The sequence below is a fragment of the Nocardia australiensis genome (assembly GCF_020733705.1).
GTDB classification, from domain to species: domain Bacteria; phylum Actinomycetota; class Actinomycetes; order Mycobacteriales; family Mycobacteriaceae; genus Nocardia; species Nocardia australiensis.
Genome location: NZ_JAJFZM010000001.1, coordinates 596,381 through 608,769 on the forward strand (window position 1 = coordinate 596,381; position 12,389 = coordinate 608,769).

The 12,389-nt window shown below is 65.6% G+C and carries 13 protein-coding genes; 8 read left to right on the top strand and 5 right to left on the bottom strand.

Translation table 11 applies throughout. The annotated features are described in order from the left end of the window. Window positions 1-6 precede the first annotated feature (6 nt). Both LKE06_RS02830 and LKE06_RS02835 read right to left on the bottom strand, forming a co-directional pair. Window positions 7-1,626: an acyl-CoA dehydrogenase family protein gene (locus LKE06_RS02830; protein ID WP_227996946.1), complete on the bottom strand. Its 1,620-nt coding sequence runs from the start codon at window positions 1,624-1,626 to the stop codon at window positions 7-9. Further along, window positions 1,613-2,275 (bottom strand): TetR/AcrR family transcriptional regulator, encoded by a 663-nt coding sequence (locus tag LKE06_RS02835; protein ID WP_227996948.1) that lies wholly within the window; start codon window positions 2,273-2,275, stop codon window positions 1,613-1,615. The genes LKE06_RS02830 and LKE06_RS02835 overlap by 14 nt, the downstream gene beginning before the upstream one ends. Window positions 2,276-2,338: 63 nt before the next feature. Between LKE06_RS02835 and LKE06_RS02840 the strand changes: the two genes are divergently transcribed. Both LKE06_RS02840 and LKE06_RS02845 read left to right on the top strand, forming a co-directional pair. Further along, entirely contained in the window at window positions 2,339-3,109 is a 771-nt protein-coding gene (locus tag LKE06_RS02840; RefSeq protein WP_372477276.1) for a crotonase/enoyl-CoA hydratase family protein, read from the top strand. Between the two features lie 4 nt (window positions 3,110-3,113). Next, complete coding sequence (locus LKE06_RS02845) at window positions 3,114-4,487, top strand: hypothetical protein (protein WP_227996952.1); 1,374 nt, start codon at window positions 3,114-3,116, stop codon at window positions 4,485-4,487. Window positions 4,488-4,694: 207 nt separating this feature from the next. Here LKE06_RS02845 and LKE06_RS02850 read toward each other — a convergent pair whose 3' ends face one another. Next, window positions 4,695-5,372, bottom strand: a complete 678-nt coding sequence (locus LKE06_RS02850) for a pyridoxamine 5'-phosphate oxidase family protein (protein ID WP_227996954.1) — start codon at window positions 5,370-5,372, stop codon at window positions 4,695-4,697. A gap of 80 nt (window positions 5,373-5,452) precedes the next feature. On the opposite strand from LKE06_RS02850, the gene pdxR reads away from it, so the two are divergent. The 3 genes from pdxR (at window position 5,453) to LKE06_RS02865 (ending at window position 8,701) form a co-directional block, all read left to right on the top strand. Then, window positions 5,453-6,820 (top strand): MocR-like pyridoxine biosynthesis transcription factor PdxR, encoded by a 1,368-nt coding sequence (gene pdxR, locus LKE06_RS02855; RefSeq protein ID WP_227996956.1) that lies wholly within the window; start codon window positions 5,453-5,455, stop codon window positions 6,818-6,820. 184 nt (window positions 6,821-7,004) lie between these two features. Continuing rightward, the gene (locus LKE06_RS02860) at window positions 7,005-7,250 is read left to right on the top strand and encodes a DUF2630 family protein (protein WP_227996957.1); all 246 of its coding nucleotides are present in this window, start codon (window positions 7,005-7,007) and stop codon (window positions 7,248-7,250) included. Further along, window positions 7,247-8,701 carry a dihydrolipoyl dehydrogenase family protein gene (locus LKE06_RS02865; RefSeq protein WP_227996959.1) on the top strand — a complete coding sequence of 485 codons (1,455 nt, stop codon included), beginning with the start codon at window positions 7,247-7,249 and terminating at the stop codon, window positions 8,699-8,701. Before LKE06_RS02860 ends, LKE06_RS02865 begins: the two co-directional genes overlap by 4 nt. Window positions 8,702-8,758: 57 nt before the next feature. On the opposite strand, the gene LKE06_RS02870 is transcribed toward LKE06_RS02865, so the two are convergent. Then, window positions 8,759-9,628 (bottom strand): Fpg/Nei family DNA glycosylase, encoded by an 870-nt coding sequence (locus LKE06_RS02870; protein ID WP_227996961.1) that lies wholly within the window; start codon window positions 9,626-9,628, stop codon window positions 8,759-8,761. Between the two features lie 337 nt (window positions 9,629-9,965). Here LKE06_RS02870 and LKE06_RS02875 point away from each other — a divergent pair, with 337 nt between their 5' ends. From LKE06_RS02875 to LKE06_RS02885, 3 genes are read left to right on the top strand one after another with little or no spacing between them, the layout of a single operon-like run. Then, entirely contained in the window at window positions 9,966-10,286 is a 321-nt protein-coding gene (locus LKE06_RS02875) for a type VII secretion target (RefSeq protein ID WP_227996963.1), read from the top strand. A 5-nt stretch (window positions 10,287-10,291) separates the two neighbouring features. Beyond that, window positions 10,292-11,440, top strand: a complete 1,149-nt coding sequence (locus LKE06_RS32850) for an amidase domain-containing protein (RefSeq protein WP_227996965.1) — start codon at window positions 10,292-10,294, stop codon at window positions 11,438-11,440. Then, window positions 11,433-11,807, top strand: coding sequence for a hypothetical protein (locus LKE06_RS02885; RefSeq protein WP_227996967.1), 375 nt, complete (start codon window positions 11,433-11,435; stop codon window positions 11,805-11,807). Before LKE06_RS32850 ends, LKE06_RS02885 begins: the two co-directional genes overlap by 8 nt. Before the next feature lie 118 nt (window positions 11,808-11,925). Here the strand turns inward: LKE06_RS02885 and LKE06_RS02890 are convergent, their stop codons facing one another. Next, window positions 11,926-12,363, bottom strand: coding sequence for a DUF4254 domain-containing protein (locus tag LKE06_RS02890; RefSeq protein ID WP_227996969.1), 438 nt, complete (start codon window positions 12,361-12,363; stop codon window positions 11,926-11,928). Between the last annotated feature and the right edge of the window lie 26 nt (window positions 12,364-12,389).

The following is a 12,389-nucleotide window of genomic DNA, read 5'->3' on the forward strand; positions in this document are numbered from 1 at the left end:
TGGCGGTCAGACGAAGGCGCGTTCGATGATCGACGCGGTGTCGACGCCGGTAGGCAGGGTGCCGAAGGCGATGCCCCAATCGTCGCCGAGCCGGGTGGCGCAGAAGGCGTCGGCGACCGCGGTGTGGCCGTGGCGGACCAACTGCGCACCCTGGAGGACCAGCGCCATGAGTTCGACGATGCGGCGGGCACGATATTCGATATCGCCGAGGTCGGAGAGTTCCTTGCCGACGCGGGCGATGGCATCGTCGAGGCGCGGGTTTTCGCCGCGGGCCAGCGACACCTCGTTGAGGTATGCCTCGACCGTCTCGGGCTGACGTCCCATGGCGCGCAACGCATCCAGAGCGGCCACATTGCCGGAGCCTTCCCAGATCGACATCAGCGGGGCCTCGCGGTAGAGCCGCGGCATACCGGACTCTTCGGCATATCCGTTGCCGCCGAAGCATTCCAGCGCCTCGGCGGCATGGGCGGGGGCGCGTTTGCATACCCAGTATTTGGTGACCGCCAAGGCGATTCGGCGCAGCGCCGCCTCGGCCGGATCCTGTCCGGCCCGGTCGGTGGCGCCGGCCAGGCGCATCATCACCGTGGTGGCGGCGTCGGATTCGATCACCAAGTCCGCCAGCACATTCGCCATAGCGGGCTGGTCGATCAGCTTCTTGCCGAAGACTTCCCGATGCCGCGCGTGATGCACGGCGTTCACCGCGCCGACGCGCATACCGGTGGACGAACCGATGACACAGTCCAGGCGGGTCATGTTGACCATTTCGATGATGGTCTTGACCCCGGCGCCCTCATCGCCGACCAGCCAACCGGTGGCGTTCTCGTATTCGATCTCCGAGGACGCGTTGGACTTATTGCCCAGCTTGTCCTTGAGCCGTTGGATTCGGATGGGATTGCGGGTGTCGTCGGGCAGCACGCGGGGCAGCAGGAAGCAGGACAGTCCGCCGGGCGCTTGCGCCAGGGTGAGGAACATATCCGACATGGGCGCCGAGGTGAACCACTTGTGCCCGACGATTCGATACGAGCCGTCGGGTTGCGGTGTCGCGGTGGTGGTGTTGGCCCGAACGTCGGATCCGCCCTGCTTTTCGGTCATCGACATGCCCGCGATGAGACCGGCTTTGGTGGACGGTTCGCGCAGGCCGAAATCGTAGCTGCGGGAGCCGAGCAGGGGCTCGTACTTCGCGGCGAGGTCCTTGTTGTGCCGCAGCGCGGGCACCACCGCATAGGTCATCGAGATGGGGCACATATGCCCGGCCTCTGCGGCGCCCCAGGTATAGAACTTGGCGGCGCGGGCGGTGTGCGCGCCGGGCCGGTCGTCGAGCCAGGGTGAGCCGTGCAGGCCATGGGAGACAGCGACATTCATCAGGTCGTGCCAGTGCGGGTGGAATTCGACCTCGTCGACGCGGTTGCCGTAGCGGTCGTGGGTGCGCAGCACCGGCGGGTACTCGTTGGCCAGCCTGCCCCACTCCTGTGCCGCGAAACCGCCTGCGAGCAAGCCGAGTTCGCGCACCTCCGGCTCCGCCCAGCCCGCGCCCTCACGGTGCAGGCCCTCCAGTAGCGCCGGATTGCGTGCCGCGTCGAAGGGCACGATGTTCGGGACCTGGTTGAAGACTTCATGCGTCGGCATCGGACAACTCCTGATTCTCTCGAGCGCCCGCGGCGCTCTGATCGGCGCGCACGCCGAGCGCGCGCATCGCGAAGGAAACGAGTTCGGGGACAACGGATTCGCCGTGCGGCGCCTCGGACAGCGGCCCGGCCAGGACCTCGCCGATCGCGCCGACCAGTGCGGCGGCACTGGTCCGCGCGTCCTGCCCGGGCAGTTCCCCGCGCGTGACCCCGTCGGCGATGGCGGATTCGAAGGCTTCGGCGAAGGCGCGCCGGAAATGCAGGCGCTCGGCGTCGACCGCGGTGTCGACGGGTTCTACGAGCAGCACGTAGGCGAGTTTCGGGTTCTTCAGCGCGCGTCCAGCGAAGGTTTCGACGGCGGCGCTGACTCGCTCGACCGCACTACCTCGGGAGTCCGGCGCTGCGGCCGCCGCAGTGACCGCCGCTACCTCATGGGCGACGACCTTACGGAAGACCGCGCTGACCAATTCGGATTTGCCATCGAAGTGCCGGTACACCGTTCCGGTGGCCACTCCCGCCTCGGCGGCGACGGCCGCCATGGACAGCCCGGCAAAGCCCGCCCCGGACAGGACCCGCGTCGCGGCCTGCACGATCAGCGCGGACTGCGCGTCGAGACGGGCCTGCACGGCGGGGGTTTTGCGGTACACCACTCAAGAAGTGAATCACATATTCACTTCTTCCCACAAGGCCCGTTACGTCGTATGGTCGAGAACGTGAGCGAGCCAGCCATCCGCGTCGAACACGCCGGACCAGTCACCACCGTCATCCTGGACCGTCCCGGCGCCCGCAACGCCGTCGACGGGCCAACCGCCGCCGCACTGGCCGACGCCTTCCGCGCCTTCGACGCCGATCCCGACGCGTCTGTCGCGGTGCTGTGGGGTGCGGGCGGCACATTCTGCGCGGGGGCGGACCTCAAATCCCTCGGCACCGAGAACTCCAATCGGGCGGCCGAGGACGGCGATGGCCCAATGGGGCCGACGCGCATGATGTTGTCGAAGCCGGTGATCGCGGCGGTCTCCGGTTACGCGGTGGCAGGCGGGCTGGAGCTGGCGCTGTGGTGTGATCTGCGAATTGCCGAGCAGGACAGCACCTTCGGCGTATTCTGTCGCCGCTGGGGGGTGCCGCTGATCGATGGCGGCACCGTACGTTTGCCGCGCATTATCGGACACGGCCGCGCGATGGAGCTCGTGCTCACCGGCCGCGCCGTGAGCGCGCCCGAGGCATTGCAGATGGGATTGGTTAATCGCGTTGTGCCGACCGGTGATTCGCGCCGCGTCGCCGAAGAGGTCGCCGCGCAACTTGCCGCGCTGCCACAGACCTGTTTGCGCTCGGATCGCATGTCCATGCTCGAACAGGACGGACTCGAAGAGCCAGCGGCTATTCGCAACGAGTTCCGCCACGGTATGCGCGCCCTTACCGATGGGGCACTCGAGGGCGCTGCGCGGTTCGCCGCGGGCGCGGGCCGGCACGGAGCGCGTAGCTGAGCCGGTGGGACGACACAGCGAACGGCCCAGCACCGCCGGGCGCCTCAGCGTCGTCGACGAGATCTTCCTGCGCACTCACCACGGTCTCGGTACCCCGATCGCACTACAGGGATTGTGGCGGACGGCCGATCGCATAGATTCCAACCTCCTGCACCAGGTACACACCGCTTTACGCGGGGGCCCGCTGGGGCGCAGGGTCGTTGGCTCGCGAATTCCCGGTGCGCGCCCGGCCTGGCAGCCGAATACGCGAGCGTGGCCGCTCGATTTCACCGACGAGCCGATCCCGGTCGACGCCCTGCTCGACTGGGCCGATGGGCGAGGTGGACAACTCGATCCGGAGTTCGGACCGGGGTGGCGACTCTCGGCGGCTGCATTGGACGACGACGGATCGGTTGTCTGCCTTACCTGTTCGCACGCACTCGCGGACGGACGCGCACTCGCGCTAGCGGTGGACGACGCCCTCAGCGGCCGATGCGCGGCTGTGGATCGGCCGAACTCGGTAGTGCCGATATCGGATTGGTCCGATGCCCGCCGCCAGTGGTCGACGGTGTTGCGTGGTACCGCGCACGTCATACGCCAGGGCATAGCCCGACGAAACATCTCGACTCCGTCTGGCGACGACCGCATCGACGATGCGTCGCACGAATATTCCGTTGTGCCACACAGGGGTTCGCAGCATATCCGACACGCGTCGAGTAATGAGACATACGACGGCGAGCCCACAGCGCCCCGCTCGCCGATGCACGGCACAATCCTGCAATACTCCGTCGCCGACTGGGACCGAACCGCCGAAGCGCAGGGCGCGACAGCCAACAGCCTGTTCATCTCGCTGATTGCCACCATATTGTGGGACAGCGGCTTTCCGCACGAAACCATCGCGGCCAGCCTCCCGGTGGACACCCGCGACGAGCCGAGGGTCGACAATGACCTCGCGATGACCGAGATCGTCATCACCCGAACCGACACAGCCGCGACAATTCGCGACAAGTCCCGAATCGCCTACGAGCGCCGTATGTCCAGCCCCGGCGGCCTGCCCGAGGAAATCCTCCAGCTGATACCGGACCGTTGGGCATACGAACTGTCCCGAGGCGCGGGCGAACGAGACATCCTGTGCTCCAACATCGGAACCCTACCCACCACCCTGCGAACGCTCGGCCCGCACCATTGCACCGGCGTCGCCGCCCGCGCCATCCATCCCGCCCTCACCTCGGATCGACTCCCCCGCACCCGCCTATCGGGCTACCTGTGCCGAAGCGGCGACGACTACACCCTGTCCCTGGTCAGCCTGGACCCCCACCACGTCGAATCCGCCGCGGCACTGGAATCTCTCGCCCGCGCGGTAATGGCCGGCTGGCAAATCCCGCTCACCCGGTGGTAGTCGAACGGCCTGCTCCGAGCGAGCTGGAGTGGCTCGTTGCCTTGATACTGGCGCGGCCGTATCGTCGATAGACCAACGGCGGCGCAACAGGGATGCAGCCGTAGGGTGCGGTGAACGGGGCACTCGACCGTCCACAAGTCTCCGCGTGAGCGGAGATTCAGGCCCGGTCCCAATCCCCTTCGGACCGGGCCTGATTCACGGCATTGTTCAGTGCTCGGTGTTCGAGCGGTCGAGAACATCTCGGGGTACCTCGATGCCGGGCTCGAGATCCGGCGAGGACTCGGGCGCGGCCCACACCTGACGTATGGGAAGCACGCCCGCCCATACGCCGCCGGTTTCGATGTCTTCCGCGTCGTCTTTCGGGCCGCCGGCTCTGATCTTCACCGATGCCTCGGTGAGGTCGAGGGCAAGCACTATGGTTGCGGCCAATTCCTTTTTGCTCGGTGAGCGAACCCGATCCCATGCGCCCGGCGCGGAGTGCTCGACGATCGTGCGCAGCGCGCGCCGCCGGTCGTCGAGGTCGGTCAGTTCGACGGCGCGGCCGCGTACCACCGCCGAGCGGTAGTTCATGGAGAAGTGCATGGCCGAGCGGGCGTAGACGAGGCCGTCGACCAGGGTTACGGCAATGGAGATATCGCCGTGCAGTGCCGCGCGGAGGCTGCCCGCGCCGGTGGAGCCGTGCAGGTAGAGGGTGTCGCCGTCGCGGCCGTAGATGGTGGGGATCACCACGGGGGTGCCGCCGAGCGCGACACCGAGATGGCAGACCAGGCCGGCGTCGAGGACGGCGTCCAGGTCCGCCCGGTCGGTCCGGGCCCGTTCCTTCATCCGGGTCAGGGTGCTGCGCGGAGTCGGCGAAAGCGGTGGCCGATTGATCGAACTGGTCATGTCATCAGCCTGAACTCAAAAGTGGCATTATGAAATAGCCAATTCACTGAAATATCATCAGTCCAATTATGGAGGATGCGGTGCTCGATGAACTCCCGCTCGTACTCGACCGCGATGTGGCGCAGCCACTGTCTTCGCAGGTCGCGGCGGGCCTGCGCACCGCGGCGAGCACGGGTGCCCTGCGCGCGTCGGACCGGCTTCCCTCCACCAGGGCCTTGGCACAGCGACTCGGCGTCAGCCGCACGGTTGTTGCCGCCGCCTACGACCAATTGCATGCCGAGGGCTGGATCGCGGGCAAACGTGGGTCGGGCACGTACCTGACCACCGCGCCCGCCGCGACGCCCACCCGAGCTAGCACGCTGACCGGACCGACGGACACGCCCGAACTGCTCGACCTCGGCCCCGGTGCGCCCTGCATCGAGGCCATCGACCGCCCCGCGTGGCGTCGGGCCTGGCGGGCCGCCTCAGACACCCAGCCGATGGCCCGCAAAGACTGCGGTGGCGAGCCGGAGTTCCGCTCGGCGATCGCCGAGCACCTGTTGCGTCATCGCGGGCTGGGCGCGGCCAGCGACACCACCATCCTCGCCACCGCCGGAACCAGTTCCGCGGTAAGCGAACTCGCGGCGGCACTGCTGCGCCCCGGTGACGCTGTCGCGATGGAAGATCCCGGCTATCAACGTGCCGCGGGCGCGTTCGTCGCGGCCGGTGTCAGGGTGCTGCCGGTTCCCGTCGACGCCGAAGGGCTGTGCGTGGATCGGCTGCCATCGGGCATCAAAGCGGTGTATTGCACACCAGCACATCAGTTTCCACTCGGCGCGCGAATGCCGGCGAACCGCCGGGTCCAGCTCGTCGAATTCGCCAGGCGCGTGGGCATTCCGGTTATCGAAGATGACTATGACGGCGAATTGCGTTACGACACAGCACCCTTACCGTTGCTCGCCGCAATGGCACCGGACGTGGTCGTCCACCTCGGAACCACAAGCAAGATCCTGTCGCCGACCCTCGGCGCGGGCTGGCTGGTCGCGACCCCTGAAATCGCCGACGCGGTTCTCGCCCACCGGGAGCGAACCGGCACCGGACCGAGCCCGGCGGGCCAACAGGTATTAGTCGAGTTCGCCAGGCACGGTGACCTCGCACGCCACCTGCGCCGGCTTCGCCGCGCGCTACCGCCGCGCCGCGCACTCGTCGTCAACGAGTTGCGCCGTCGCGGCCTCGACGTTATCGGTGACGACGCTGGTTCGCACATTGTCGTCCCACTCCCCTCGGCCGAAGCCGAACTAGCCGCCATCGCCACCGGCCGAGCGCGCGGCGTCGCACTCGACGGCCTGGCCCGCCACCACTTCGGCGCCCCAACAACTTTCGGCATCGCCCTCGGCTACACCACACTCGACTGGACCGACCTGACCGCCGCCGTCACGGTCGCCGGGGACTGCTTGACCGAGTGCTAGCGATTGCGTGGCGCTCGGCGGACCGCCACCGACGGGCAATGGTCGTCGGGAGTGGGGAGATTCGGAACCTGCGAGCGACCTGCCGCTGGCGGAACCGGGCGTACGGCCGGGCTTGCCGGGTCGACAGGGTCGGGCACCCGCAGAATTGCCGGTGCGTGATTGCGCCGGTCGTAGCATGGTCAGCATGACCGAACAGGACATCCTGACGCGTATCAAGAATTTGGTCGACCGCGAGCACGACCTGCGGTCGAAGGCGACGGCCGGAGCGCTCGATCCGGTGGCCGAACGACAGCAACTCGCCGAGCTCGAAGTGGCGCTCGATCAGTGCTGGGACCTGCTGCGACAGCGGCGGGCGCGCAAGGATTCCGGCGCTGCGGAGGACGACGCACAGGTCAGCTCCCCGCGTCAGGTCGAGGGCTATCTGCAGTGACAGTGCCGTCGTTCACCACCGAGTACGACGTCATCGTGATCGGTGGCGGGCCAGCCGGGGAAAACGCCGCCGCATACGCCATCGCGAATAGCGGGCGCACCGCCGCGATTGTTGAGCGCGAACTCGTCGGCGGCGAATGTTCGTACTGGGCGTGTATGCCGAGTAAGGCGCTATTGCGACCCGGCCATGTGCTCTCGGGCGCGAAGGCAATGGCCGGGATCACCGCCGATGGCCTCGATATCAAGGCGGTCCTGCGCAGACGCGACAGCTTCACCGATAACCACGACGACAGCTCGCAGGTGCAGTGGGCCACCGACAATCGGATCGACGTGATTCGCGGTGCGGGCCGCCTGGCCGGCGTGCGGCTGGTCGAGGTCGACGGTCGAATGCTGCGCGCCAGGCACGCGGTGGTGCTGGCCACCGGCACCCATGCCAATATTCCGGACGTCCCCGGTCTGCGCGACGCACTGCCGTGGACCTCGCGCGATGCCACCAACCTGCACGAGGTTCCCCGGCGGGTGGTGATCGTCGGCGGTGGTGTGGTCGCGTGTGAGGCCGCGACCTGGCTGGCCGCCCTCGGCGCCGAGGAAGTCACCATGCTGGTGCGCGGCAACGCGGTGCTGGGCAAGAGCGAACCTTTCGCTCGGGAACGGGTGACGGCCGGACTAGCCGAGGCGGGCGTTCGGATCCGCTTCGCAACGGCGGCGGCGCGAGTAGAACGCACGGACCCGAAGGACACCGGCAAGGGGCACGTGCACGGTGGCCCGGTGATCGTCGAGGTGCGCGGTGACCGGGTCGAACCGAATGACGCGCGGATCGAGGCCGATGAAATCATCGTCGCGGCCGGACGCGGACCGGCGACCTCGGGACTCGGCCTGGACACGGTCGGGTTGCCGGAGGGCACCGTCGAGGTGGACGACCAACTGACGGCTCGAGGTGTCGACGGGGACTGGCTGTACGCGGTAGGTGACGTGAATGGGCGCGCGGAACTGACGCATATGGGCAAATACCAGGCCAGGGTGTGCGGGGATGTGATTGCCGCGCGGGCCGAGGGACATCCGTTGTCGCAGGGACGATTCGCCGCGACGGCCGATCACGGGCAGGTTCCGCAGGTGGTGTTCACCGCACCGGAGGTCGCGTCGGTCGGGCTCACCGAGGCGGCGGCGCGTGCTGCCGGGTACTCGGTCCGGACCGTCGAGGTCGATATCGCGGTGGCCGGTTCGTCATTGGCGCGCGATGACTACTGCGGCCACGCGAAACTGGTGCTCGATGCCGCTGCGGACACGGTGCTCGGTGCGACCTTCGTCGGCCCCGAGGTCGGCGAGCAGATTCACGCGGCGACCGTCGCGGTAGTCGGCCGGGTACCGCTGGCCACCCTGTGGCACGCAGTGCCTGCCTATCCGGCGGTGAGCGAGTTCTGGCTACGTCTGTTGGAGGCGCACCGCGCGTAGCTGCCATCGGTGGATGATGGGACGGCGTTGTCCGCGGTCACCCCGTGGACCGCGAACCTACTTGAGCAGTCGCGACATGCGGCGGTCGGCCAGGATCTTGCCGCCGGTTTGGCAGGTCGGGCAGTACTGGAACGAGCGCTCGCTGTAGGAGACCTCGCGCACCGTGTCACCGCAGACCGGGCATGGCAGGCCGGTGCGGGCGTGCACCCGCATACCGGAACGTTTTTCGCCCTTGAGGCGGGCGGCGTCCTGGCCGACCGAGCGTTGCACGGCGTCGGTCAAGACCGAGCGCATCGCGTCATAGAGGACCGAGATGGTCTGCGCGGACATGGTTTTGGTGTTGGCGAACGGCGAAACCCTTGCGGTGTGCAGTATCTCGTCGGAGTAGGCGTTGCCGATACCGGCGAGCAGCGCCTGGTCGACGATCGCGGTCTTGATGCGCTGCGAAGTGCCGTGCAGAATCTCGCCGAACTGCTCCTCGGTGACCTCGAGCGCGTCCGGACCGAGCCGGGCGATACCCGGTACCGACTTCGGATCCTCGACGATGTAGATCGCGAGCCGTTTCTTGGTGCCCGCCTCGGTCAGGTCGAAGGCGGGCGTCATCCCCTCGGCGGTGAAGAAATGCACCCGCAACGCCAGCGGACTCTTGCCACCCGGTCTCGGCGGCGTCTGACTCGGCTCGTCGATCCACCGCAGCCAGCCGGCTCGGGACAGGTGCGTGATCAGCCAAAGCCCACCGCAATCCATCCCCAGAAATTTTCCCCACCGCCCCGCCCCGGTGACATCGCGCCCCGACAGCGCCGTCACCGGCGGATCGAAGGTCTTGACCGCACTCAGCGCACCGACATCGACACGCCCCACCACCGCACCGACCGCATGCTCCCGCAGGAACTGCGCCAGCGCCTCCACCTCGGGTAGCTCGGGCACGCATCCCAGGCTACCTGCGCACCCCGACACCCCAGACACAAGCGCCTCAACTTCGCGCAGCGCCATCCCAGCCCGACCACTGGTCATCGACTGCGCGGCGAACGCAGGCACCTACTGCCCGGCCTGCGTTCATCCTCATTGAAAGTCGCCCACGACCCACACCGCAGGGGTTAGTAATACGAATGAATGCTCACGCCCGGATTCGGGGAGGAATATCAATCCGACGCCAACCCCGTTGCGCTGCATGGCTTCGCCCGGCTCCCGAGCAGCTGGCCACCTGCATTTAGCCCACAATGTCTGATACGGTTGCCGCCGAGGAAACACCAGAAGGGGTCTCGTGGAGGTTGATCCTGCTAGCCTGCGAGCGGCAGCCACATCACTGCATAAGGAATCGAACAAGGTCGATGAGTGGACCCGCCTCGGGGGCGCAAATGTCGTCACGCAACTGAGCGGACTCGGAGCAGCCAGCCTGTTCACTGACGCCGACAGCGCGAGCCGCCAGGCGAAGGCGGTCATGCAGGCAAGAATGCGAGAACTCGGCAATCTTCTCAATATTTCGGCCGCCCAATACACGGGAACCGATACAGATACCGCCGATCGGCTGGCGAAATTCAGTGATCTGAACTCCGGGGATCCACATACGGGAAATGGGCGATGAGTCCCGTGGAATCGATCCCGACACGAGACCAAGTTACATCTTGGAATCCGACACCGTTAAAAGACATCGCGGCGAACGCAGGGAAAATTGGCGATGAGATCAGCCTGGCATCGGCGTATGTCCACAAAGCCTTGCATGACGATCTTCATTGGTCGGGCGCTGCGAGGACTGCCGCCGAGGATCGGGCTGATCGCGAGCAGCGGGAAATGCGTGCCGTTGCGAACGCCTACTACGATCTCGAGTCTGCAGCCGAGAAACTGTTTCAAGCGATCGAATATTCGGTTGACCAGATCAAGCAGATCGTCAAGTTGCACGAAGTCGAACCGGTTTTCATCGGCAACGACCAAGCGTGGACCGTGCACAACATGGAAAATGAAGATGAGGCTGTAAACCTGAGTGGCAGCCTCGTCAGCTACGCAACTACTATCGCCGAAGCGGACGCATTTTGGAAGCCGAAGATTCAACAAGCTATCGACGAAATCCGCCGTATGGCACCCATTGTCAACGGCGTTGGTATCGAATCTAGCGGTAGCGGCCTTTCGCCCGCGAGAGCCGCTGCGGTCGAATATGCGAACCAGTGGGCATTGGGAAGAAATCCCGATTATGCAGACCTCGGAGAAGCCGACTGCACGAACTTTGTTTCGCAATGCCTACGCGCGGGCGGTTTTCAGGACGAGGGCGATGGCGGTGTGCCAAAAATGCATCGCGATGACAATGCCCGCTGGTATTACGATGACGATAGAACCGGCGTCGATAAATCCTACACATGGGGTGGCGCACCGAATCTTCATGACTACTTGCTTCGCGATAACCCGAAAGATGGAACTCCGAGCGGCTCCGAAGCGCAAGTCGGGTCGATAACGACGACCACCGCACCAGTTGATCCATTGGCCCTCAGTCGCGCAGGCCTGAAGCCTGGCGATATAGTTCAATATGAGCTGAATGACGGCGCCAATGCTGGAACCATCAATCATACCGCAATATATGTCGGCCAGAAGCCTGTTACGATGCCGAATGGCGAGACAGTAATGGCAGATGTCGTTGACTACCACTCAAAAGAGAACAAACAAGTTCCATGGTCTCTCCAACAGGGAAGCGACGAGTCTTTTCCACTCACGTATCACATGATCAAGGTGGACTACCCCGGTGACTAGTGTTCTTAATCGCTTCAGGAAATGGGTACCGGTCCTCGCCTCTGCAATGGCATTGATTGTTTGTGCCATGATTCTGGACTGGATGTTTTTCCTGTCCAGATACGATTCGCTCACCTGGATGTTGACACCACCACCACGGATCGACGACGTTTCCTACAGCCGTCTCGACACCGCACCTGAAGGTAGTGGCGAGTACCGACGCCTCGTCGAGAAGTACGGCGGACCCGAATCGTCGGATCGGCGGTGGCCGCTGCCGTTCGCGGTTGACCAGTCCGTTCGAGCATGCGGCGATTCCCCCTGGCTGCTATTTGTTCACGACTTCACGGGCAAGATCCACCTGTACCGACTCAACTCGGGATGCGCCTGAGAATCCGGGGCGCGAATGGTGTATCAGGATAGCCGGAATCGAAGATCTCAACCTTTTAATGGGAGCCGGGATCGTCGGCGCTGTAGTTATTACATTTGTCCGTGCAAGGCGGTCGTTCTCACGGGCCGCCGGGCAATCGCCGCCGTCCGGCAGTGAGTTCGTCCGCCAAATCCTCATAGCCGATGGCCAATTCGGCCAGCGCCTCCCATGCGTTTCCGAGGTCGTGCTCCGAGGCGCTCGTCAAGGCCTCGTAGGCGGTGATGGTGTACTTCGCGAGGCGATCCACCACCGCGCCGAGCGTTTCGGTGTGCACCGAGGCCGAGCCGGGCGCGGGTGGCAGTCGCGAACAGACCCAGCGATCAATCTGGCGTACCAAACCTGCTCGGCGACTATCGATTTCGGTGGCCGGGCCGCCGTCAGTCAGTCTCCGCTCGTGTAGACTGGTGAGTTCATAGGCCACACGCAGTAGTGGATGGTCGGTGTGCTCGACACCCCGGCAGGCACGTAGGACTTCGCTCTTGGTCGGTAGCGGTTCGATCAGCACGGCGGTCCTCACCTCGCACCTCTTGGCCTCGTCATCGA

Coding starts and splice junctions, on each gene's coding strand:
- LKE06_RS02850 (WP_227996954.1), bottom strand. CDS start 5,372: ATGACCAGTTCGATCAATCGGCCACCGCTTTCGCCGACTCCGCGCAGC.
- LKE06_RS02860 (WP_227996957.1), top strand. CDS start 7,005: ATGACCGAACAGGACATCCTGACGCGTATCAAGAATTTGGTCGACCGC.
- LKE06_RS02830 (WP_227996946.1), bottom strand. CDS start 1,626: ATGCCGACGCATGAAGTCTTCAACCAGGTCCCGAACATCGTGCCCTTC.